Annotated in this window: 19 protein-coding genes and 5 pseudogenes; 15 read left to right on the forward strand and 9 right to left on the reverse strand. The window is 56.0% G+C overall.

Translation table 11 applies throughout. The features are described 5' to 3' along the window. Nucleotides 1-114: 114 nt before the first annotated feature. From B4967_RS16330 to B4967_RS16350, 5 genes and pseudogenes are all read right to left on the reverse strand, one after another. Nucleotides 115-726: a superoxide dismutase gene (locus tag B4967_RS16330; protein ID WP_044630796.1), complete on the reverse strand. Its 612-nt coding sequence runs from the start codon at nt 724-726 to the stop codon at nt 115-117. A 215-nt stretch (nt 727-941) separates the two neighbouring features. After that, a pseudogene (locus tag B4967_RS16335) lies at nt 942-1,220 on the reverse strand (FAD-binding protein); the annotation flags it as partial. A 29-nt stretch (nt 1,221-1,249) separates the two neighbouring features. Further along, entirely contained in the window at nt 1,250-2,176 is a 927-nt protein-coding gene (locus B4967_RS16340; RefSeq protein WP_083026358.1) for an electron transfer flavoprotein subunit alpha/FixB family protein, read from the reverse strand. A gap of 14 nt (nt 2,177-2,190) precedes the next feature. Next, nucleotides 2,191-2,409 (reverse strand): annotated as a pseudogene (locus tag B4967_RS16345) (electron transfer flavoprotein subunit beta/FixA family protein); the annotation flags it as partial. Then, nucleotides 2,399-3,565: pseudogene (locus tag B4967_RS16350) on the reverse strand (ABC transporter substrate-binding protein); the annotation flags it as partial. The pseudogenes B4967_RS16350 and B4967_RS16345, both read right to left, overlap by 11 nt. A gap of 335 nt (nt 3,566-3,900) precedes the next feature. Between B4967_RS16350 and B4967_RS16355 the strand changes: the two are divergent. Then, nucleotides 3,901-4,356 carry a hypothetical protein gene (locus tag B4967_RS16355; RefSeq protein ID WP_243470662.1) on the forward strand — a complete coding sequence of 152 codons (456 nt, stop codon included), beginning with the start codon at nt 3,901-3,903 and terminating at the stop codon, nt 4,354-4,356. Nucleotides 4,357-4,375: 19 nt separating this feature from the next. Here the strand turns inward: B4967_RS16355 and B4967_RS16360 are convergent, their stop codons facing one another. Continuing rightward, nucleotides 4,376-4,765, reverse strand: a complete 390-nt coding sequence (locus B4967_RS16360; RefSeq protein WP_083026360.1) for a glutaredoxin family protein — start codon at nt 4,763-4,765, stop codon at nt 4,376-4,378. A 246-nt stretch (nt 4,766-5,011) separates the two neighbouring features. Here B4967_RS16360 and mpl point away from each other — a divergent pair. The 3 genes and pseudogenes from mpl to B4967_RS16375 all read left to right on the forward strand — a co-directional run bounded on the left by mpl (nt 5,012) and on the right by B4967_RS16375 (nt 7,678). Continuing rightward, a pseudogene (gene mpl, locus B4967_RS16365) lies at nt 5,012-6,396 on the forward strand (UDP-N-acetylmuramate:L-alanyl-gamma-D-glutamyl-meso-diaminopimelate ligase). A gap of 2 nt (nt 6,397-6,398) precedes the next feature. After that, nucleotides 6,399-7,052 (forward strand): flavin prenyltransferase UbiX, encoded by a 654-nt coding sequence (locus B4967_RS16370; protein ID WP_083026362.1) that lies wholly within the window; start codon nt 6,399-6,401, stop codon nt 7,050-7,052. Nucleotides 7,053-7,054: 2 nt separating this feature from the next. Then, nucleotides 7,055-7,678, forward strand: a complete 624-nt coding sequence (locus tag B4967_RS16375) for a LysE family translocator (RefSeq protein ID WP_192859224.1) — start codon at nt 7,055-7,057, stop codon at nt 7,676-7,678. Nucleotides 7,679-7,708: 30 nt separating this feature from the next. Here B4967_RS16375 and B4967_RS16380 read toward each other — a convergent pair whose 3' ends face one another. From B4967_RS16380 to B4967_RS16390, 3 genes are read right to left on the reverse strand one after another with little or no spacing between them, the layout of a single operon-like run. Beyond that, nucleotides 7,709-9,106, reverse strand: a complete 1,398-nt coding sequence (locus B4967_RS16380; protein WP_083026363.1) for a bifunctional DedA family/phosphatase PAP2 family protein — start codon at nt 9,104-9,106, stop codon at nt 7,709-7,711. A gap of 23 nt (nt 9,107-9,129) precedes the next feature. Continuing rightward, nucleotides 9,130-10,056 carry a diguanylate cyclase domain-containing protein gene (locus B4967_RS16385; RefSeq protein ID WP_083026365.1) on the reverse strand — a complete coding sequence of 309 codons (927 nt, stop codon included), beginning with the start codon at nt 10,054-10,056 and terminating at the stop codon, nt 9,130-9,132. Next, entirely contained in the window at nt 10,053-10,907 is an 855-nt protein-coding gene (locus tag B4967_RS16390; protein WP_083026367.1) for a hypothetical protein, read from the reverse strand. The genes B4967_RS16385 and B4967_RS16390 overlap by 4 nt, the downstream gene beginning before the upstream one ends. Before the next feature lie 155 nt (nt 10,908-11,062). On the opposite strand from B4967_RS16390, the pseudogene B4967_RS16395 reads away from it, so the two are divergent. The 11 genes and pseudogenes from B4967_RS16395 (at nt 11,063) to lipB (ending at nt 21,560) form a co-directional block, all read left to right on the forward strand. Further along, nucleotides 11,063-12,369, forward strand: a pseudogene (locus tag B4967_RS16395) (glutamate-5-semialdehyde dehydrogenase). Beyond that, nucleotides 12,366-13,040, forward strand: a complete 675-nt coding sequence (nadD, locus tag B4967_RS16400) for a nicotinate-nucleotide adenylyltransferase (protein WP_243470663.1) — start codon at nt 12,366-12,368, stop codon at nt 13,038-13,040. Before B4967_RS16395 ends, nadD begins: the two are co-directional and overlap by 4 nt. Nucleotides 13,041-13,156: 116 nt before the next feature. Next, nucleotides 13,157-13,543: a ribosome silencing factor gene (gene rsfS, locus B4967_RS16405; RefSeq protein ID WP_083026369.1), complete on the forward strand. Its 387-nt coding sequence runs from the start codon at nt 13,157-13,159 to the stop codon at nt 13,541-13,543. Continuing rightward, nucleotides 13,540-14,007: a 23S rRNA (pseudouridine(1915)-N(3))-methyltransferase RlmH gene (rlmH, locus tag B4967_RS16410; RefSeq protein WP_044628085.1), complete on the forward strand. Its 468-nt coding sequence runs from the start codon at nt 13,540-13,542 to the stop codon at nt 14,005-14,007. Before rsfS ends, rlmH begins: the two co-directional genes overlap by 4 nt. A 95-nt stretch (nt 14,008-14,102) precedes the next feature. Continuing rightward, nucleotides 14,103-16,010: a penicillin-binding protein 2 gene (mrdA, locus tag B4967_RS16415; protein ID WP_083026370.1), complete on the forward strand. Its 1,908-nt coding sequence runs from the start codon at nt 14,103-14,105 to the stop codon at nt 16,008-16,010. A gap of 2 nt (nt 16,011-16,012) precedes the next feature. Continuing rightward, the gene (gene rodA / locus B4967_RS16420) at nt 16,013-17,212 is read left to right on the forward strand and encodes a rod shape-determining protein RodA (protein WP_083026372.1); all 1,200 of its coding nucleotides are present in this window, start codon (nt 16,013-16,015) and stop codon (nt 17,210-17,212) included. A 4-nt stretch (nt 17,213-17,216) separates the two neighbouring features. Then, entirely contained in the window at nt 17,217-18,242 is a 1,026-nt protein-coding gene (mltB, locus tag B4967_RS16425; protein ID WP_083026374.1) for a lytic murein transglycosylase B, read from the forward strand. Beyond that, nucleotides 18,235-19,218 (forward strand): septal ring lytic transglycosylase RlpA family protein, encoded by a 984-nt coding sequence (locus B4967_RS16430; RefSeq protein WP_083026376.1) that lies wholly within the window; start codon nt 18,235-18,237, stop codon nt 19,216-19,218. The genes mltB and B4967_RS16430 overlap by 8 nt, the downstream gene beginning before the upstream one ends. A 68-nt stretch (nt 19,219-19,286) precedes the next feature. Further along, nucleotides 19,287-20,486 carry a D-alanyl-D-alanine carboxypeptidase family protein gene (locus tag B4967_RS16435; protein WP_083026378.1) on the forward strand — a complete coding sequence of 400 codons (1,200 nt, stop codon included), beginning with the start codon at nt 19,287-19,289 and terminating at the stop codon, nt 20,484-20,486. Between the two features lie 109 nt (nt 20,487-20,595). Continuing rightward, nucleotides 20,596-20,907 (forward strand): HP0495 family protein, encoded by a 312-nt coding sequence (locus tag B4967_RS16440; protein WP_083026380.1) that lies wholly within the window; start codon nt 20,596-20,598, stop codon nt 20,905-20,907. 2 nt (nt 20,908-20,909) lie between these two features. After that, entirely contained in the window at nt 20,910-21,560 is a 651-nt protein-coding gene (lipB, locus tag B4967_RS16445) for a lipoyl(octanoyl) transferase LipB (RefSeq protein ID WP_083026382.1), read from the forward strand. Nucleotides 21,561-21,619: the final 59 nt, after the last annotated feature.

Raw genomic sequence — 21,619 nt, forward strand, 5'->3', positions numbered from 1 at the left:
TTATGGACAGCTCATGCCCAGCGCTATACCCAGAGACAAAAAAAACCGCTCCCTGATAGGGAGCGGTTTTCCAGCGGTGTCAGTAGCTGACACCGCCCTCACAGGGCGTGAGTATTAGGCGATGGCGGCTTGGTAACGGCGCTCGACATCTTCCCAGTTCACCACGTTGAAGAAAGCATCCACGTAGTCTGGACGCTTGTTCTGGAACTTCAGGTAGTAAGCGTGCTCCCAAACATCCAGACCGAGTACGGGCGTGTTGCCGTGCATCAACGGGCTATCTTGGTTGAGGGTATTTTCGACGACCAGCTTTTTCTCAGGCGTGACGGACAACCACGCCCAGCCGCTGCCGAAACGGCCCAGCGCGGCTTTTTTGAAGGCGTCTTTGAATGCATCAAAACCGCCCAGCTCTGCGTCGATGGCTTTAGCCACGTCGCCATGCGGCTGTCCGCCACCGTTGGGTGACATCATTTGCCAAAACATGGAGTGATTAGCGTGGCCGCCACCGTTGTTGATAACAGCTTGGCGCTTCTCTTCGGGTACGCGATCCAAGTTCGCCACCAGCTCTTCCACCGGAACGTCTTCTAGACCGGTGCCTTCCAGCGCACCGTTCAGGTTGGTGACGTAGGTGTTGTGGTGGCGAGAGTGGTGAATTTCCATCGTCATCGCGTCGATGTTCGGCTCGAGAGCATCGTAAGCGTACGGCAGTTCAGGAAGGGTATGTGCCATGCTATCTTCTCCTTGAGTGGCTTCTGTTGCGTTCACTACATTAGGTGTGGTCTTACTCCACCCTTTTCAACCACCGCCCCGGCAATTTTTTACCATCGGCGGCAAATCTTTGTCCCAGCACCTTAGTCAACTATTGTCAGTTTATCGAACCCGCCCACAATAAAAAAGCCGACTTCTGGCGAAGTCGGCTTTTGACAGGCAGCAAGTTCAATGACTTACAGCTTGCTTTCCAGCTCTGGCAGAATCTCGAACAGATCCCCCACTAGGCCATAGTCGGCGACCTGCAAGATCGGAGCTTCGTCGTCTTTGTTGATGGCGACGATCACCTTGGAGTCTTTCATGCCCGCCAAGTGCTGAATCGCACCTGAAATACCCACCGCAATGTAAAGCTCAGGCGCGACGATCTTACCGGTCTGACCCACCTGAATGTCGTTAGGAACAAAGCCCGCATCGACCGCCGCACGCGAAGCGCCAATGGCCGCGCCCAGCTTGTCGTAGGGCTAGTCCGGACAGCCTCCTAAACTTACAGCTTGCTTTCCAGCTCCGGCAGGATCTCGAACAAATCTCCCACTAGGCCATAGTCGGCGACCTGGAAGATCGGCGCTTCGTCGTCTTTGTTGATCGCGACGATCACCTTGGAGTCTTTCATGCCCGCCAAGTGCTGAATCGCACCTGAAATACCCACCGCAATGTACAGCTCGGGCGCGACGATCTTACCGGTTTGGCCCACCTGCATGTCGTTGGGTACGAAGCCAGCGTCTACCGCCGCGCGAGAAGCGCCAATGGCCGCGCCCAGCTTGTCGGCAATGCCATCCAGCAGCTTGAAGTTCTCGCCGTTACCCATGCCACGGCCACCGGAGATGACGACCTTGGCACCGCCGAGTTCCGGGCGGTCGCTCTGGGCCAGCTCTTCTTTGACAAAGCTGGATTGGCTGTTGTCAGCGGCGAACGCTACCGCTTCCACGGCTGCGCTGCCGCCCTGGCCCACCGCATCGAACGCGGTGGTGCGCACGGTAATGACTGTCAGCGCGTCGTCACTTTTGACCGTGGCGATGGCGTTACCGGCATAAATCGGGCGCAGGAAGGTATCGGCGCTTTCGACGCCAATCACATCCGACAACTGGCTGACGTCTTTCATAGCCGCCAGACGCGGCAGGACGTTTTTACCGGGGGTGGAAGCGCTGGCCAGTACGTGGGTGTAATCACCTGCCAGCTCTACCAGCCGCGCAGCCATGGGCTCGGCCAGCTGATGGGCGTAGACGGCGTTATCTGCCACGCGTACTTTACGCACGCCATCGAGTTTGGCTGCCGCGTCAGCGGCGGCCTGGACGCCTTCACCGGCGACCAGCACATCAATATCGCCACCGATGGCCTGGGCCGCTGCGACGACGTGAGCGGTCGCGCCCGCTAACTGACCTTCATGCAGGTCGGCAAGTACCAGAATGCTCATGAGATCAGCTCCTTTTAAAGCACTTTGGCTTCGTTTTTCAGTTTGTCGATCAGCTCGTCCACCGAGGCAACTTTGATACCGCCTTTGCGCTCGGCGGGGGATTGCACTTTGAGCAGCGTAACCTTGGAGGCCACTTCCACGCCGTAGTCAGTAGGGGTTTTGACATCCAACGGCTTCTTCTTGGCCTTCATGATATCCGGCAGCTTGGCGTAGCGCGGTTCATTCGATGTTAATGCGAGCGAGCATGTTGGCAACCGCTTGGGCCAACTGCGCATCGTTCACGTAACGGTTGTTCGGCGCGATCATATCAACGCTGAAGCCCTCTTCGTCGCCCGCTTCGGCCATCAGCGCTTGGGCGCGCTCAAGGTCGTAACGGGGAACGAGATCCGGATTGTGGCCAGAGTAACCTTCCGGAGAGAACTGGCCAGCCGGCGTGGCGAAGCCGCGCATTAAGCGGTCGGCGATGCCTTCCTGGTTGATAGCCAGATCAACGGCTTGACGAACGCGAGCATCTTGGAAGGCTTCAACGCGCTCTTCGTTGAGCTGGAAGCCGATGATGCGGGTGCCGGGCACTTCTACCAATTCCACACCGTCGGCGTCACGCACACGATCAAGGTCGTTAGGCGGAACGGCATCGATGAAGTCAACGCCGCCAGACAGCAGGGCCGCCACGCGTGAGGCATTTTCAGCAATCGGCGTTAACACGATTTCAGAAACGTTGCCTTCGCTTTCGGTATCCCAGTAGTCTTCAAAACGTTTGAAGTCAACGCGGACACCCTGGCGACGGTCAGTGACGATGAACGGGCCGGTGCCTGATACGTTGCGTGAAGCGAAGGAGTTACCCGCTTTAACGATTTCGGCTTTGTCGTTACCGTCTTCGGTTTCGCCTGTGTAGAACTCGCTATCCATCGGGAAGATGTAGGTGGCGAGGTTCAACAGCAGCGGGTAGGGCTCAGACGTGGTGATTTCGACGGTGTAGTCGTCAACGGCTTCTGCGCTGGCAACCGGGTCAAAAATGGCGCGGTAGTCCGGGCTCTCTTTCAGACGCTCAATGGTCCACACGACATCTTTTGCTGTGAAAGGGTTACCGGAATGGAAAGTAACGCCTTCGCGCAGGGTCATGCGCATGGTGGTGTCGTTTACCTGCTACCACTCAGTGGCTAGGCGCGGCTCAAACTGAAAATCTTTGGTCCAGCGAACCAGCGGGTCAAAAGCGAGGTGCGAAAAACGCAGTACGCCGCCTGACAGCTGCTCATGCAAGTCCAGGGTTTCAGGGTCAGCGGAATAGCCGATACGGAGGGTTTCGGCGCTTGCGGTCATCGGCAACATGGCTGTTGCTGCCACAGTAGCACCGATCACAGAGGCCAGTAGCGTCTTCTTGAGCGTCATAAATGTTCCCATGCATGTTGTTTATTGTTCGTCTTACTGAGGAAGTGTTCAGCGCGGTACTTGTCAGTAAAACAGACACGGCCAGCTCGTAAGCTATGCTGACAACATAGAGAGAGGTGGTGGCGTCATACAATCGAAATAATGACTGGCATCATTCATCTGCTGAATGATGGGGCTAACGGCGGACGTTGTAGCATAGGATGTTAGACAAAAGTCGATAGTTAAGCGGTGTGAGAATACGATCAACACCTAACTCAATAGATAGGGCATAACAGACTATGTTGAAACAATGTGTTAGCTGGCTGGCTGTCAGTCTCATCGCAGGGTGTTCATTGTTGGTAAGCGCTGATGAAACGGCGGATATGGTGGGTACCTTGGGTGAAGATGAGTATGCCTGGTTTGTATTACGCCAAGGTGACGATTCAAATGCGTCGTTTATGGAGGTAGGTGATCAACTGAAAATCGAGGTCACTGGTTTTATTGATCCAGTTGAATGGGATGCTCAACAGGCATTGGCGATGAGTTTAACGTTAGAGAATGAGGAACTCATGGAGGCAAGCGTGGTGCAGTTTATGGGCGAAACGGCGATGCCGCCTCTCTATACCTCTGAGGGTGGCGATATCACAGTAACGCTGAGCCACGTTGAGCAAACCGGGATAGACCTCCATGTGGTGGGCCACATTGAAGGGCAGTTAGCGCTTCAGCACACGCTGGAGTCAACCCCCAGCGCTTCGGAGGGCGTGCCGCTCAGCGTGCGCTTCGATATTACCGCGCAAAAGGTCGAGTTTTAGGCAGCGTATGTCGCTGCAATTACGCCCCAAAACGCTGGTGAAGCCAGCGGTTGATCTCATCTGATTCGTAGAGCCAAGTGGCTTGCCCTGCGTCATCGGTAATTTTTAGGCAGGGGACTTTTACTTTCCCGCCACCTTCCCGCAGGGCTTGCTTATGTGCAGGGTCTAGCTGGGCATCGCGAAGCTCAATATTAAGCCCCAGCCGGGCAATCTCTTTACGCACTTTGATACAGAAGGGGCACGTTCTGAACTGGTAGAGCGCGAGTTGCTGGCAAGCTGCGTCTACCTGAGCCTGCTCTTCTGAGGTGCGCTCAACGGCTTTTGGCGTTGATAGCTTCTCGGAGATCAGCATGACGGGGGCTAGCAGGACGCGAACGCCCCGAAAGAAGTAACGAATTAAGATGCGCATGGTTGTCTCCTCTCACTGCACTGCTTTACAGCGTGTGTAGTGGACGGGTTGTTGGACGTCGATTAAGAAAAGGTGCGCGCATCCTGCAATAAATCGTCAGAATTGTCACTTTCTGAGCCTGTAATGCCATGTCGCGCGGGGAACGAGATGAGCAACACCGCGTGGCGTGCTAATCTCAGCGCTCGTTGATTGATGTGTTTAGTAAGTTCAATCGTTTGAAATGGTTAGGAAGGGAGCGCTTGGCCCATGCGTCTGCACATTATCGGTATCTGTGGCACCTTTATGGGGAGCCTTGCACTACTTGCCCGTGAGTTAGGTCATGAGGTGAGTGGCTCTGATGCCAACGTGTACCCACCGATGAGCACGCAGCTCGCTGAGGCGGGCATTACTCTGATGGAGGGGTATCGGGAAACCAACCTCTCCGGCGCTATCGACTTGGTAGTCGTGGGTAATGCACTCTCACGGGGCCATCCAGAGGTGGAGGCACTGCTTAATAGTGGCATGCGCTACACCTCAGGGGCGCGGTGGCTCGCTGACTATGTACTGCCTGGCCGCAAAGTGATTGCGGTGGCGGGCACTCATGGCAAAACCACCACCGCTAGTTTACTGGCGTGGCTGCTAGAGAGTGCGGGGCTGGCCCCTGGTTTTCTGATTGGCGGTGTGCCGCGTAATTTTGGTATTTCCGCCCGACTAGGCGGCGCTGACGCCCCCTTTGTGGTAGAAGCCGATGAGTATGACACGGCCTTTTTTGATAAGCGCTCCAAGTTTGTTCACTACCGCCCGACGATTGCGGTACTGAATAACCTTGAGTTTGATCATGCTGATATTTTTCCTGACCTCGCCGCTATCGAGCGCCAGTTCCACCATTTGGTGCGTATCGTTCCCAGCCAAGGGCATTTATTGGTGGCCGATCAGCAGCCCGCGCTTGAACGGGTGCTAGAGATGGGCGCATGGTCTCCGGTGGCCTATTTCGGGGCCGATACGGATAGCCAGTGGCAGCTGCGCTTAGAACGTGCCGACGCAAGCCGTTTTCAGGTTTTGTATGTGGGAGACCAAAGCGAAGAAGATGGCGTTGTGGAGTGGGGGTTAACCGGCGAGCATAACGCTCGCAATGCGCTAGCGGCACTCGCCGCTGCACGGCTATGTGGCGTGAATTTGGCGCGTGCCTGTGCCGCGCTGGCGCGGTTTAAAACACCTCGCCGTCGGCAAGAGGTGAGAGGTGAGGTCAATGGCATTCAGGTGATTGATGATTTTGCCCACCACCCGACGGCCATGGCCGCGACGCTGCAAGGCCTGCGCGCCGCCACTACTGAGGGTCGCCTGTTGGCGGTGATTGAACCCCGCTCGAACACCATGCGCTTGGGCGCATTGCGGGAGCGCTTGAACGATAGCGTGGCCGATGCGGATGCGGTGTTCTGGTTTCAGCCAGCGGGAGTGGCTTGGTCGCTGGAATCGCTGGTAGAGCTCAAGGAGAGCGTGCCGCGCTGGTTTACGATATTGATGCTCTAGTGGAAGCGGTGGTCACTCAAGCGTCACCTCTAGATCGTATTGTGGTGATGTCTAATGGTGGTTTTGAGGGAGTGCACGAGCGGTTGTTAGATGCATTAACAGCGCGGGAGCAGTCGAAGTGACAATGTTTAAACCTCCGGTAACAGTAGCACTAACAGGTGCTTCAGGCGCTCAGTATGGTCTTCGCTTGATCGATGTGCTGGTCGAGGCGGGGCATGAAGTGTGGGTAATGATTTCCAAAGCGGCTCACATGGTGATTGCCACGGAAACGGATGTGTCACTCCCTGCCCAGCCGCAGCGATTGGTAGAGGCGCTCACAGAAAAAAGCGGTGCCCAACCAGGGCAAATTCGCTGTTTTGGTCGAGAAGACTGGATGGCACCGGTAGCATCTGGGTCAGGCGCACCTTCGGCTATGGTGATTTGCCCCTGTTCGACGGGCACGCTCTCGGCGGTTGCGACCGGCGCCAGCAATAATTTGATTGAGCGCGCCGCCGATGTCGCCATCAAAGAGCGCCGTACGCTGGTGATGGTGCCACGCGAAAGCCCGTTTTCTCCCATTCATTTAGAGCACATGCTGGCGCTTAGCCGCCTGGGTGTGGTGATTTTGCCCGCCGCTCCAGGGTTTTATCACCGCCCTCAAAGCATGGAAGATCTGATCGACTTTATTGTTGCGCGCATACTCAATCAGTTGGGTATTGCCCACCGCCTGATGCCCCGCTGGGGCGAAGAGCAGCATTCAACACATGCATCCAGCGATGCGGAGAACAAGGAAGGCTAATCATGATGTCATGGGCGACGCTATCGGTGTTTGTACCCACGTTTCTGTTTGTTTCTTTAACCCCCGGTATGTGCATGACGCTTGCCATGGTGCTGGGCATGACCCAAGGGGTGAAGCGCACGCTGTGGATGATGGTGGGGGAGTTGATTGGCGTTGGGTTTGTGGCTGCCGCCGCTGGTGCGGGCGTGGCCGCATTGATGCTTCGCCAGCCAGAGCTGTTTATCGCTTTTAAGTGGGTAGGCGGCGCTTACTTGGCTTATCTGGGAATTATGATGTGGCGCTCACGGGGGCGCATGGCGATTCCAAGCGAGTTAGATACTGGCCCTGCCGCTGGGCGTCTTCAGCTTGCCACCCAAGGTTTGGTGACGGCCGTTGCCAACCCAAAGGGATGGGCGTTTTTTATGGTGCTACTGCCGCCGTTTTTAGACGGTAGCAGGCCGCTTGCCCCGCAGCTGAGCATGCTGATTGCGGTCATTCTCACCATTGAGTTTGCCAGTATGTTGGTATACGCCACCGGCGGCAAAACGTTGCGTAAGCTGCTAGGTAAAAGCGGCAATGTGAGGCTGCTTAACCGCATCGCGGGCACATTGATGATGGGCGTAGGCGTGTGGCTGGCATTGGGTTGAACGAGTCATTCCCTGCATGAATCCCCATGTTTAAACGGGCGGGAAAAAAGTAACACGTAGAATGATGAGTAGCAGTGACCCAAGCAGCAGCCCAAGCCAGGGAAAAGACGGCAAAGGAGGGCGATAACGCCGTTGCCAATTAAGCTGAACAAGCGCACAGACGACCAGACCAAGCAGCACACCGCCCATTAAGTCGCTGAGCCAGTGGACACCAATGATCAGACGCGAAAGTGCCATTGGGATCGTGATGGCAATGGCAAGCCAATATACCCACATCCGCCTTTGTCTCGGCAGCTGTGACGCGACAAAGGCTGCCGTGATACCCACCACTACTACCCATGTGGAGGTATGTGCACTTGGGTAGGAAAATGACCCGACTAAATAGTCCGGTGTGTCAGGCCTAGCCCGCGCAAATACGGCTTTACCTAATGTGTTGAGTGCGCCAATACCACCCAGCGCTAGCGCCCCATGGGCAAGTAGGTCAATACGTTTGACCAACAGCAACCAGAGTGCCCAAGGGGCGACGAGTGTAATAATCCCCGCTTTATCGCCCACTTCGGCAAGTAACAGGCTGGCGTCTGTTAGCCAGGGAGTTACCAGCCAGGAGAAGAGTCGCTGCGCCTGCAAGTCAATCAGCAAAGGGCTTGGGTGCTGCATGACCATCAGTGTCCAGGCGGATGCTGCGGTAAGCGCTATGATGCATAAAAAGAGTGAGGCTAAAGGCACCTCGCCGCTGCGACTCATAGCGAGCCACGGGCGGCGCATGGCGGGTATTCGGCGAGCAATACGTGCAATTGCAAAGTACACCCGCCCCTTGTGACCTACTTGCGCGCGGCCCCAGGAGAACATTATGGCCAGTGCCACGACGCTAACGGCCATCATCACCACGGCCATTTCAACATTGGCGGGCAGGTTGAGCCGCTGTTGCCAAGTGTGGCCCAGCAGGTAGCCGGGTAAAACGTATGCCGGTGCCCAAAGAGCAGCAGAAATTACGTTGGCTAAGAGAAAGGGGCGCGCTGGCATATGCATCATGCCCGCGATGAGCGGAATAATAGGGCGCACGGGTCCGACAAAGCGCCCAATAAACACCGAGTAGATACCATAACGCTCAAAAAAACGGGCGCCTCGGCCTAGCCATTCGGGATGAAGCGAAAGCGGCCAACGGGTCACCACGGTATCGCGGTGGCGATAGCCTAAAAAGTAGCTAAGCCCATCGCCTAGTACAGCCCCTGCGAAGGCTGCGCCGATTAGCCACGGTAGCGCGACCATTTGATGCCCTGCCATAGAGGCAGCGGCAGTGATAAGCACAACGCCGGGCACCAGTAAGCCTACCAGCGCTAGAGATTCCACCATGGCAATCCCCAGCACCAGTAGGAGCAGCAACGTAGGTGAAAGCGACAGAGATAACAGTGTGTCGGCGATAGACAAGGGCGATTCCGTCCGCAGATGGGTTACACGTTGGCAATAGCTTCGGCACGCGCTTCCAGGCGCTGTACATATCGCTCGAAGCTCTCTTTGCGAAGAGGCAGGCAGGTGGTAATGCGCGCTTCTAGCTGCCCAGTTTCCACTAGCACACGAAGGGAAAGCGCTCTCTGTAAGCGCTCCCTAACAAGCAAGGCGCCACTTTCACTGGTATCGGGTAGGACCAGCCAGAATGTCGCATTGCCAGCGCGACCCAGAATATCGTGATCACGGCAACGGCTATTGACCTCGCTGCACAGGGCACCCAATAAGGCGGTTTGTGCACGGTGACCAAACTGCTCTTCTGCCATATCCAACTGTGGTAAGTGAAGCACTAGGACCGCCAAGCGCTTATTGAGCATTGCCGCCCGTTGAAATTCATTATTGAGCCGCTCTTTCAGCGTATCAATATGGTAAGCATCACAGTCGCTATCGTTTGGGTCTGTGGCCCGCAGCAGCGCCCGGCGGCGTGCATGTTCCCAGGGGGGAAGGGCGAGCAGTAGCGTCAACGCCACATGACTAAGTGAAAAAGCAGTCGTCTCAAAAGGTGCTAGCCACCACCAGGCGGAAAGGCAAACCATATTCAGACTAAGCGCGCTCCAAAGCGGCAACAGTAAAAATGTGGCTGCAATGGGTAAGCCGAGCCATAGGGGCGCTGGGCTTGGCTGTGTATAGGTGGCGGTTAGCACAACAATATAGATGCTCGCCAATAACAGTATGCGCGGTATGCAGGGGCGAAACCCTTGGCCTAAATGCATCAGCAAACTGACCAATAACAGCATTGCCAAAAATAGCGGTATTAGCAGTTCGCGGTAGCTGCCCATCGCGTACAGCCACATCATGTAGCCCACCATGATGAACATACTGGCGCTATAGGCCGCAGTCATCAGTCGCTTGGGCAGTGGCGGCACTCTCATGCGGCCTCACTTAGCCGACGTTTCGGGTAGCGGCTTAGGGCTTCGATTGAGAGTGACGCCAGCTCGATCTCCCTTAGGGGCTGGTGATAAATGGCGGCGCTGTCGGGTAGAACAGCACATAGGAGCTCGCGCCGTTTAGCGGCCTCTTTGGGCGTTCTCGATAATATGAGGGTGGCGAGTGTCGTGCCATTCAGTCGATAGACGTTTTCAAACTTATAAGTCAACTCGCAGAGTTTTTGGGCGACTGGCCAAAGTTGGTGCCGCTTTACTTGAATGACTAACACTTCGGCATGGATAGCTTCCCGCTCTGAGCGGGTTTGTTCTCGCAGTAAATCGCGTAAGAGCTGCTCGCCTGCCCATAGGTTTGCTCCTGGTACTAGCCTTAGGCGTTGGCGTATATCGCCATTCATATTAATTAACTGGTGAGTGCGTGAAAGGGCCAGTACGCTGAGTGTTGCCAGCGATAAAACCATTAGGAGCCACTCCGGTAGGCTCACCACGGGAGCGAGTAGTAAGCAGCTAAGCATGGCCGCGCATGCATTAAAAATGGCGGCCCAGCGATGTTGAGGCAGCATAAACACTGCTCCCCATGCCCAAATAAGCAGCGCATGCCGCTCAGGTGCGGCGGCAATTAACCCTAGTAGTAGCGTTCCAGCGAGCATCTGCCAGGGCAGCCCAGGAGAGCGGCGATGGCTAAAATCCAGTACCAGCGCCGTAATAAAGAGCCAACCAACCGACAGCCAGAGTAACAGGGCAGCTGCTGGCGGCGCCATGGGCGTCCATAAAGCCAGCGCCACGGCAGCGGCGAGTAGATTGGCTCTTAGCAGGCTGATTTTGTATTTGCTTTGCATGGTGGCTTACTATTTACCTGATAGCGGTTGGCCTATTTAGCAGTAGCATAACGCATTGCTTGGCCTAGTCCTTTGAATCACTCAGTATAATGCCCAAATGGCGTAATATAAGCCCACTTCACTTAGCAACGCTGACCACAACACCGGGAGATAGTATGCGCGGTTCTGATGCATTCCAAGAAGACGCCCAACACCATTTGGCTGCCGGGGATGTGCCCGCGTATATGCAGGCCCTGGGGCAGGGCGCTCGGGCAGCGGCAAGCGCATTGCGACGTGCCAATACCCACATTAAGAATCAAGCGCTTGAGGCAATGGCGCAACGTGTGGCGGCGGCACGCAGTGATATTCTGCAGGCCAATGCCGAGGACATGCAGCGTGGGCGTGACAATGGGCTAGACAATGCACTGCTAGACCGGCTGGCCCTGAATGACCAGCGCATTGACGCGATGATTGAAGGTCTTCGCCAAGTGGCAGCGCTACCCGATCCGGTGGGTGAGATTGACGGCATGAGCTACCGCCCCAGCGGCATTCAGGTTGGCAAAATGCGCGTTCCGCTGGGAGTTATCGGCATTATTTATGAGTCACGCCCCAATGTAACGATCGAAGCGGCCAGCCTGTGTCTTAAATCGGGAAATGCTTGCGTGCTACGCGGTGGCTCTGAAGCCAGCGCCTCTAATGCAGCGCTTAGCCGCTGCCTTCAGGCAGGGCTAGCCGATGCGGGCCTGCCAGCGGGCAGTGTGCAGGTAGTGGCCACTACCGACCGTGCGGCCGTAGGTGAAATGATCAGTATGCCTGCCTATATTGATGTGATTATTCCTCGCGGCGGTAAGTCACTGATTGAGCGTATTTCCCGCGAAGCTAAAGTACCGGTTATCAAACATTTGGACGGCGTATGCCACGTCTATATTGATACCACCGCCGATCCCGCTAAAGCGTGGCGATTGCCGTTAATGCCAAAACGCACCGCTATGGCACCTGCAACACCATGGAGACGCTGCTGGTGGATGCGCCCGTTGCCGATATTTTGCTGCCGGAGCTGGCCCGGGCCTATGCAGAACATCAGGTAGAGCTGGGTGGCTGTGAGCGCACGCGCGCGTTACTTCCCCAAGCCACTTTGGCTACAGAGGACGATTGGCATGCGGAGTATTTGGCGCCGATCCTCGCCATTAAAGTGGTCGATGGAATGGAAGAGGCGATTGAGCATATTGAGCGCTACGGCTCGCACCATACCGACGCGATTGTGACTCAAGACTACTCGCTGGCGCGGCGTTTTATGGCCGAAGTGGACTCAAGCTCAGTGATAGTGAATGCCTCTACCCGTTTTGCGGATGGCTTTGAGTATGGGTTAGGGGCAGAAATCGGTATCTCCACTGATAAGCTTCACGCCCGTGGTCCGGTGGGGCTTGAAGGCTTAACGACTCAAAAGTATATCGGATTGGGTGACGGCCAGGTTAGACAATGAGTGACACGCCCAGCATCGCCGGGCCAATGCGGGTAGGTATGCTCGGGGGGACATTTGACCCCATTCACAACGGCCATCTGCGCAGCGCTGTAGAAGTGCGCGAGGTGTTAGGCCTCAATACGCTGCATATGGTGCCCGCGCCACAGCCGCCCCTGCGAGATACACCGCAGGTGTCGGCTGCCCAGCGCTTAGCCCTCTTAAAAGCGGGCATTGGCGATACGCCAGGGCTGTTAGCGGATGATCGAGAGCTTCAGCGCGACGGCCCCTCATACAGCGTGGATACGCTGGCGGAACTCCGCCAGCAGTATGGCGACGATGTACCGTTAGTCATGGTGATCGGCTTCGATGCCTTTTTACGTTTGGCGAAGTGGGACCGTGCAGAGCAGCTTTTCGAGTTGGCCCACCTAGTGGTCATTGCCCGCCCAGGTTATCAATCTTCTTGGCCCTCAGCATTGAAGGAACTGGTCGGCAATCGAGAAGTCGATAGTGTCGATGTATTAATGCAGCGCACGAGAGGCGGAATGTTGATGCTTGAGTTGCCGTCTTTAATGGCGATATCTGCCACTTATATTCGGGAGCGGCTGCAGGCGGGTAAAAGCGTGCGCTACTTACTACCAGAAGCGGGAGAACAGGCTATTTTTTATCAAGGGCTTTATCAATCCGATGAATAGCGCTGGCAGTCGTGAAAGAAGCCGTTACAATGGCCCGCTTACAGGCTGATGCCACTCGAAATACCGACGTTAGTAACGACACTCGATACCACCACAAGGGGTTGCCTTCAGGAGTCATGCACATCGATACACTGAAAAACCTAGCGATTGACGCGCTAGAAGAGCTTAAAGCACGCGATATTACTCAACTCGACGTTGCGAAATTAACCGAAGTTACCGATCTGATGCTGATTGCCAGCGGTACTTCTACCCGCCACGTGGCCGCACTGGCCCAGAACGTTGTCGAAAAAGCCAAGGCATCCGGCCTTCACCCTCGCGGTGTTGAAGGTGGCGATAATGCCGACTGGGTGCTGGTCGACCTGGGCGATGTGGTGGTTCACATTATGCTTCCAGAAGCCCGTGCGCTGTATGACTTGGAGCGCCTTTGGGCAGATCTGCCTAGCGACGCTGGCGCGATTAGTGAATCGCTGAAGCAGTTTGAAGAGCGAGCCACGATGTCATGAGGATTCGGCTGTTAGCGGTGGGTACAAAAATGCCTGCATGGGTGGAACAAGGCGTTGAGACCTACCGCAAGCGGCTCCCTCGGGATTTCACGCTGGAAATTGAAGAAATACCGCTTGGCCAGCGTGGCAAAAATGCTGATATCGCTAAAGCCCGCGCGCAAGAGGCGCAGCGAATTCGTGAAAAGCTGCGTGGCGATGAAATCGTGGTGGCGCTGGAGGTAAAGGGCAAACCCTGGACCACCGAACAGTTGGCGCAGGAAGCGGATGGCTGGCGCATGGAAGGGCGTGATGTGGTGCTGTTGGTGGGTGGCCCGGACGGCTTAGAGCCTGCGCTTTCCGCTATGGCTGATAAAGCTTGGTCACTTTCGCCGCTAACGCTACCTCACCCGCTCGTGCGAATTATGTTGGCAGAGCAGCTTTATCGCGCCTGGACACTGCTAGTGGGCCACCCCTATCACCGCTAGTGAGCAACACAGAGTTAATCACTAGCCGTTATGTTGCATTTATTCCCCACTGGGGCCCCCGCTTTTATTGTTTGATTTGAGAGTCATCTGTTGCCATGCCCCAGCGCCGTGACACGCTAAAAAATCCTGAGCAAGAGCTGCGTATTTTCCGTGTCAGGGCGCTGCTTGCTGTCTTGGTAGTGATTGTGTTGACGAGCTTGCTGGTAAGCCGCCTTGGCTATTTGCAAATCGTTCAACACGATTTATACAGCACGCGCTCCGAGAAGAACCGGGTACGCGTCGAGCCTCTGCCGCCTAACCGCGGGCTTATCTACGATCGTAACGGTGCGCTGCTGGCGGAAAACCGTCCTACCTACAACCTTACCCTGGTGCGTGAGCGTGTTGATGATCTAGACGACACTCTGGCCCTGCTCGTCGATTTATTAGAGCTACCTGAGGAAGAGATAGAGGCATTTCAGGTGCGCTCGCGGCAGCGTCAGCGTCCTTTTCAACCTGCACTGCTGATGAGTGACTTAAGCGAAGAGCAGATTGCGCGACTGGCCGTTAACCGCCACCGGCTGCCTGGTGTTGAAGTGGAAGCCCAGCTGTTGCGCTACTATCACGATGCTGAAGTCATGGCTCATGCTCTGGGGTATGTGGGACGTATTAACGCCGAAGAGCTACAGGACTTAGACCCAGGCCGCTACGCGGGCACGCACTTTATTGGCAAGACCGGTGTCGAGCGTTTTTACGAAACCGAGCTACATGGAGAGGCGGGCCTACGCAACGTAGAGACCAACGCCCCTGGTCGCGTGCTTCGCGAGCTTGGCCGTACTGACCCGGTGCCCGGCGCTAACTTAACGCTTACTCTCGACCGTTCCCTGCAGATGCTGGCTTACGAGCTTTTGGATGGTCGGCGTGGCTCTATTGTGGCTATTGTGCCAAATACTGGTGAGATTCTGGCGATGGTGTCGACCCCTGGGTTTGATAGCAACCAGTTTGTGACCGGGATCGACGTAGCCTCTTATCGAGCACTGCAGGAAGATATCGACCTCCCACTGTTTAACCGTGCCATTCGAGGACACTACCCGCCGGGCTCCACCATCAAGCCGTTTCTGGCCCTGGCAGGTTTGGTGGATGGGGTCATTACCCCCGACAGCACCATTAATGACCCCGGCTTTTATCAGCTACCAAACGACTCCCGACGCTACCGTAACTGGCTGCGCTGGGGGCATGGCCGTGTCGATATGGAGCGCTCGATAGCGGTCTCCAACAACACCTACTACTACACGCTGGCTCATGACCTCGGCATTGATAAGCTCCATGAGCGTATGACCAACTTTGGTTTTGGCCAGCGCGTTGCCCACGATGTGCAGGGGGAAAGCACTGGACTCATGCCCTCCCGAGACTGGAAGCGAGCACGTTTCAACCAGCCCTGGTACCCCGGTGAAACGCTATCGGTGGGGATTGGCCAAGGCTACTGGCAGGTCACACCTCTGCAATTGGCCAGCGCCACTGCCGCGTTGGCAAACCGTGGGCACTGGGTGAAGCCTCGCCTTGCCCTGCGTATTGGTGAAGAGCCAGTGCCCGAAGAACTACCCGATACGCTCCCCGATATTCAGCTGGCCAACGATAACTGGTGGAACCGTGTATATAGCGGGATGGAGAAGGTACTCAACGGTAGCGAAGGTACAGCAAGGCGCACTGGCGTAGGGCTTGAGTACCGTATGGGCGGTAAGTCAGGCACTGCCCAGGTGTTCTCACTCGGCCAGGATCAGCGTTACAACGCGGAGGAGTTAGAGGAGCGGCTACGAGACCACGCGCTCTTTATGGCTTTTGCGCCCATTGAAGAACCGAAAATTGCGGTGTCGGTGATTGTTGAAAATGCCGGTGGCGGCAGTACGCATGCCGCACACCTGGCACGTGCAATGACGGATGCTTGGCTCCTGGAAGATAATGCCCCTCAAGTTGACGAAGTCAAAGAAGTGCTAGAAGAAGACACTGCCAACGTGGAGGGTAACTAGCGATGCCTTGGCAACTGATTACCCGCTCGCTGCGCCGTTATCCGGTACGCCCGCCTGATAGCGGTATTGCCCGTCGCAAAAGTATTTGGGAGCGTATCCACCTCGACCCTTGGCTGCTAGGGATGCTGTTGGTGTTGATGGGTGGCGGTTTGATGGTGCTTTACAGCGCTTCCGGGCAGCGTATCGACACCGTGATTGCCCAAGCCATGCGCTTTGGTATTGCGCTTTCTGGCATGGTGATTATTGCACAATTTTCCCCTTCAACTTTTTTACGCTGGGCCCCGCTGGCTTACGGCGCTGGGCTAGCGATGCTGTTGGCGGTTGAAGTTGTCGGCGATGTAGGTATGGGCGCCAAGCGTTGGCTGGAAATTCCGGGGGTCATCCGTTTTCAGCCCTCTGAGATGATGAAGTTAGCCGTACCGCTCATGGTGGCCGCTTATTTAAATCGCTGCCAGTTGCCGCCTAGGCTGCGTGATATTGTGGTGTGTGCGGTGATTATCGGCGTGCCCGTGGTGCTCACGGCTATCCAGCCTGACCTTGGGACATCGCTGCTGGTGGCTAGTGCTGCGGTGATTGTGGTGCTTCTGGCTGGGCTCTCTTGGAAGCTCATTGGCTTGGTCGCGGCCCTGGGCGCGGCGGGCCTGCCGGTACTATGGATGAACATGCACAACTACCAGCGCCAGCGGGTACTGACATTTTTAGACCCTGATAGCGACCCGTTGGGCTCAGGGTGGAACATTATTCAATCCACCACGGCTATTGGCAGCGGCGGGCTGTGGGGAAAGGGGTGGTTGGAAGGAACGCAGTCTCAGCTTGAGTTCCTGCCAGAGCGACATACCGACTTTATTATTGCCGTACTTGGTGAGGAGTTCGGCCTGGTGGGTATGCTCTTGCTGCTAACACTATATATCATGATTGTAGGCCGCGGCTTATGGCTGGCATCGTCATCCCAAGATACCTTTGGGCGGCTGTTTGCGGGCAGTATTATCCTGACGTTTTTTATCTATGTATTTGTCAATGTGGGCATGGTGAGCGGCATTTTGCCGGTGGTAGGCGTACCGTTGCCACTGGTAAGTTTTGGCGGGACCTCCAGCGTGACCTTGTTAGCTGGGTTCGGTATTCGCATGTCCATACATGCCCATCGGCGGTTATTGCCACTTAAAGGTTTGAACAGTGGTAGTGCGTATTCACAGGAGTGGTGAGCGAATGAACAGGGCGCGAAGTAAAGCAGGCGGTTACGCAATTGCCATGCTAGTAGCGTGTTCGGCCCCTGCGTTAGCGGCAGAGGAGGAGATCAGCTTTGATCCTCAGCGCAATACGCAGACCCAACAGTTGGTCGATGAGCTGGCCCAGCAGGGCGTGCCGAGCGAGTGGCTTGAGCAGGCGCTGATGCAGGCAAATTATCGCCAGGAAGTACTGGACGCCATGGCAGGTGCGGCGGAACGGCGGCTGCGCTGGTTTGAATACCGTGATATTTTTCTGACCGAGCAGCGCATTGGAGAGGGCGCGGCTTTTATGCAGGAGCATGCTGATACGCTCGCGCGCGCGCAGTCAGTATATGGCGTGCCCCCAGAGGTGATCACTGCGATTATTGGTGTGGAGACTTACTACGGTCGTCATAAAGGTCGCCATAAAGTGTTGGATTCGCTGGCAACGCTGGCTTTTCACCACCCGGCGCGAGGTGAGTTCTTCCGGGGCGAGCGGGCAGCGTTTTTGACGATTGCTTATCAGCAGGAAGTGGCGCCCAGCTCACTGTACGGTTCCTATGCAGGTGCCATGGGTTACCCGCAGTTTATTCCCACCAGCTACCAGGCGTATGCCGTTGACTTTGATGACGACGATAAGCGCGACCTGTGGAATAACCCGGTGGATGCTATTGGTAGCGTTGCCAACTATTTTGCCGAGCACGGCTGGCAGCGTGATGGAGCGATCTATCACCAGGCAGAAGGGCCTGACGCGCGCCCTGATGGGCTAACCTTTAACCAAACGGTGCGTCCCACAACAACTGCCGCTAAGCCTGTCGAGCAGGGCATTGTGACAGCAGACTCCCTGGCGCCCGATACGCCAGTGGTGCCCCTGGTGCTGGAGTATGCCGATGGCCAGGAAAGCTACCGGCTGGGTGAGTACAATTTCTATGTGATTACCCGCTATAACCATAGCCACCTCTACGCCATGGCAGTCGCCGAACTGGCAGAGGCCATCAAGCAGCAAGCTGAGGCTGAGCATGACTAAACTGCGAATCAATATGCGCTACCTAAGCGGCTCGCTGCTGTTAGCTGCCTTGGTGAGCGGGTGTGCCAGCCAAGCGCCGCAGCGTGCAGGCGGAGAGGTAGGTGCTTCAAGCTCCGCGCCTGCTGCTCCGGCGGCTGCCAGTGGCGAGCGCTATGCGATGACTGGCGATGCCTACCCGGTTGCGCCGCCGGATGTCACCACCGTACCTGACGCCGAGCCGCGCCTTGAACAGCCCTCTAGAGCGGGTAATCGCTCTACCTATGAAGTGTGGGGAGAAACATATCACGTGTTGCCCGATGCCCGTGGCTATGAGCGTCAGGGCACGGCTTCCTGGTACGGTGAGAAATTTCATGGCTACGCCACCTCTAACGGTGAGATCTACGACATGTACAAAATGTCAGCCGCTCACCGCTCGCTCCCATTGCCCACGTTTGCCCGTATCACTAGCTTGAATAACGGCCGCTCGGTGATTGTCCGCGTTAATGACCGTGGCCCTTTTCACAGCGACCGCGAAATTGATCTCTCATATGCTGCAGCCGCGCGCCTCGGTATTTTGGACAACGGCACAGGCCCGGTACGCGTAGAAGCCATTGATCCAGCCCAGTGGCTAGCTGAGCGGGGCCGGGGTGGCGGCACAACCGCTTCACCAGCAGCGCCTGCTGCGCCAGTGATGGCGTCGAGTGCTGCGGCGCCATCTTCTCCGGCGGCTCGCCCGGCGGCGCCTGTTCAAGCAGCAGCATCCCGTGCCGTAGAGGCTAGTGATGCGATCTATCTGCAAATTGCCGCGCTAGGGAGTGCCGAAGGAGCACAGCAGCTCCAGCAGCGATTGGCCGGTGAATTGCCTCACGGTGTGCGCGTGAAAAGCGATGCCGATGTTCACCGAGTGCAGGTGGGCCCTGTGAATCCTGGACAAGAAACGCAGGCACGTGAAGAACTTCGTCGTGCAGGCTTTCCTCAAGTGTTTGTCGTGAGATAATACCTCTCAACATGTGCACAAGTGGCGCGTAATGCGCCGCCTTTTTCTTTGTTAGTGAGAAGTTTGTGATGAATGTCTTGATGTCAATTCGCCGTACCGCCAAGCTTTGCCTGTTCGCGGCCATGACGGCAGTCGTATCACCTGCGATGGCGCAGGTGATCCCTCAGCCGCAAACAATTATTCCCGCACCGCCCCAATTAGCGGCGAGTTCGTGGATTCTAATGGATGCCAACAGCGGGCGGATTCTTGCTGAGCACAACTCTGATGAGCGCCTGCCTCCGGCGAGTTTGACCAAGCTGATGACCGCTTATTTGGTGGAGCGCGAGCTTGATCGTGGCACCATTAATTTGACCGATATGGTCAATATCAGTGAAAACGCCTGGCGCACCGGCGGCTCTAAAATGTTTATCGAAGTCGGTGATCGGGTATCGGTGGATAACCTGCTGCACGGCATCATTATTGTGTCGGGTAACGATGCCAGCGTCGCGATGGCCGAACATCTGGCGGGGGGAGAAGCCCCGTTTGCAGACTTGATGAACCAGCACGCCACGCGCCTGGGAATGAACGACACTAACTTCATGAACGCCACCGGCTTGCCTCATGAAAATCACTATTCAACTGCCCACGACATGGCACGCTTGTCTCGGCACATCATCAATGATTATCCCGAGCACTATGAGATCTACTCCCAGCGTAACTTCTCTTTTGGTGGTATTGATCAGCCGAACCGCAACCGTCTGCTGTGGCGTGACCCCTCTGTAGATGGCCTGAAGACTGGCTGGACAACGGAAGCGGGCTACTGCCTAGTTTCCTCAGCGCAGCGTGATGGTATGCGCCTGATTTCAGTGGTTATGGGGACTAGCTCTGATGAAGCACGTGCCCAGGAGTCCCAGAAGTTATTAAGCTACGGTTTCCGTTTCTATGAAACTATGAAGCTGTACGAGCGTGGTGCGGTACTGGCGACTCCGCGAGTATGGGGCGGTGATACTAACGAGCTACGCGTGGGAGTGGATGAAGAAGTCTTTATGACGCTGCCTCGTAACCGAAATGAAGAGCTTCGTGCGCGCTTGAATCTTGATGCTGACCTTCAAGCCCCTGTCGCAGTTGGCGATAACGTTGGCACTTTGGAAGTCTATCTAGGTGAGGAAATGGTAGGTGAGCGTCAGCTGGTAGCACTGGAAAATATCGAAGAGGGCGGCTTGTTCAAGCGCCTATTCGATCAAGTTCAGCGCTTCTTTAGCAACCTGATCAGCAATTTCACCAGCTAATCCCATAAGGCCTGATCTCTGAGCGATGCACCTTGTATTGTCAGGGGTGGGGCCTTATTTACTTACCAGTTAGCCATCAAACGATTCACTTGTTCCCTAAAGGCGAGATATGAAAAAAGGCGCTAAACAAGGGCTGCGAGATTTACGCCAGCCTGCGGCCAAAGAGCCACCTAAAATTACCTTTCCCTGTGACTACTCCTTGAAAGTGGTTGGTGATGCCGCCGACGATTTCCCTGCGGCGGTGTGCCAAGTCATCGTCAAGCATGCGCCAGACTTTGATGAAACCACGCTGCAGGTGGTGGATAGCCGTAATGGCCGCTTCCAGTCAGTGCGTGTCACTATTGTTGCTACTGGCGAGCAGCAGCTAAGCCAGCTGTTTGATGAGCTGAAAGCTACAGGCCGTGTTCACATGGTGGTTTAACCATGACGCATGATGCCCCGATAGAGCTTCATCGCCTAGGACATCGCCCTTATCTGCCCGTGTGGGAATCCATGCGAGAGCTAACCGATACTCGGGATGAGACCACTGCCGATCAGTTTTGGCTGGTGGAGCATGACCCGGTATTTACCCAAGGGCAGGCGGGTAAGCCAGAGCACCTGCTGATGCCGGGGGCTATCCCTGTCGTCAATACCGATCGGGGGGGGCAAGTGACTTACCATGGTCCTGGGCAGGTGGTGCTTTATCCACTGTTGGATGTACGGCGCGGGAAAGTGGGGGTGCGTGATTTGGTCAGTGCCTTAGAAAACGCTGTTATCGCCGTGCTGGCGGAATATGGTGTTAGCGCTTGGGCTAAACCGGATGCACCGGGTGTCTATGTGGAAACCGTTCAAGGGGAGGCCAAAATAGCCTCGCTAGGGCTGCGTATTCGTCGTGGTGCCAGTTATCACGGTGTGGCGCTCCATGTAGACGGCGACCTTTCCCCGTTCGCACGAATCAATCCGTGCGGCTATGCGGGGATGCAGGTTACACGGCTTGCTGATGTGACTGAGCTTTCAACAGAACACGATGTGGGCGAGCAGCTAGCGATAGCGTTAGCGTCACAGCTACAACGACGCTTGGTAAGGCCTGCATAAGCAGCTGACCAGGGAAGTTGAGGAAGTTGAATAGCGAGGGAAAGCGAAGGGCGTTAAAT

The sequence above is a fragment of the Vreelandella lionensis genome (genome assembly GCF_002087295.1).
Taxonomy (GTDB): Bacteria; Pseudomonadota; Gammaproteobacteria; order Pseudomonadales; family Halomonadaceae; genus Vreelandella; species Vreelandella lionensis.

Excerpts from the sequence above, each read along its gene's own strand:
- B4967_RS16330 (WP_044630796.1), bottom strand. The coding sequence starts at position 726 with ATGGCACATACCCTTCCTGAACTGCCGTACGCTTACGATGCTCTCGAG.
- B4967_RS16340 (WP_083026358.1), bottom strand. The coding sequence starts at position 2,176 with ATGAGCATTCTGGTACTTGCCGACCTGCATGAAGGTCAGTTAGCGGGC.
- B4967_RS16360 (WP_083026360.1), bottom strand. The coding sequence starts at position 4,765 with ATGCGCATCTTAATTCGTTACTTCTTTCGGGGCGTTCGCGTCCTGCTA.
- B4967_RS16370 (WP_083026362.1), top strand. The coding sequence starts at position 6,399 with ATGTTTAAACCTCCGGTAACAGTAGCACTAACAGGTGCTTCAGGCGCT.
- B4967_RS16375 (WP_192859224.1), top strand. The coding sequence starts at position 7,055 with ATGATGTCATGGGCGACGCTATCGGTGTTTGTACCCACGTTTCTGTTT.
- B4967_RS16385 (WP_083026365.1), bottom strand. The coding sequence starts at position 10,056 with ATGAGAGTGCCGCCACTGCCCAAGCGACTGATGACTGCGGCCTATAGC.
- B4967_RS16390 (WP_083026367.1), bottom strand. The coding sequence starts at position 10,907 with ATGCAAAGCAAATACAAAATCAGCCTGCTAAGAGCCAATCTACTCGCC.
- nadD (WP_243470663.1), top strand. The coding sequence starts at position 12,366 with ATGAGTGACACGCCCAGCATCGCCGGGCCAATGCGGGTAGGTATGCTC.
- rsfS (WP_083026369.1), top strand. The coding sequence starts at position 13,157 with ATGCACATCGATACACTGAAAAACCTAGCGATTGACGCGCTAGAAGAG.
- rlmH (WP_044628085.1), top strand. The coding sequence starts at position 13,540 with ATGAGGATTCGGCTGTTAGCGGTGGGTACAAAAATGCCTGCATGGGTG.
- mrdA (WP_083026370.1), top strand. The coding sequence starts at position 14,103 with ATGCCCCAGCGCCGTGACACGCTAAAAAATCCTGAGCAAGAGCTGCGT.
- rodA (WP_083026372.1), top strand. The coding sequence starts at position 16,013 with ATGCCTTGGCAACTGATTACCCGCTCGCTGCGCCGTTATCCGGTACGC.
- mltB (WP_083026374.1), top strand. The coding sequence starts at position 17,217 with ATGAACAGGGCGCGAAGTAAAGCAGGCGGTTACGCAATTGCCATGCTA.
- B4967_RS16430 (WP_083026376.1), top strand. The coding sequence starts at position 18,235 with ATGACTAAACTGCGAATCAATATGCGCTACCTAAGCGGCTCGCTGCTG.
- B4967_RS16435 (WP_083026378.1), top strand. The coding sequence starts at position 19,287 with ATGAATGTCTTGATGTCAATTCGCCGTACCGCCAAGCTTTGCCTGTTC.
- B4967_RS16440 (WP_083026380.1), top strand. The coding sequence starts at position 20,596 with ATGAAAAAAGGCGCTAAACAAGGGCTGCGAGATTTACGCCAGCCTGCG.
- lipB (WP_083026382.1), top strand. The coding sequence starts at position 20,910 with ATGACGCATGATGCCCCGATAGAGCTTCATCGCCTAGGACATCGCCCT.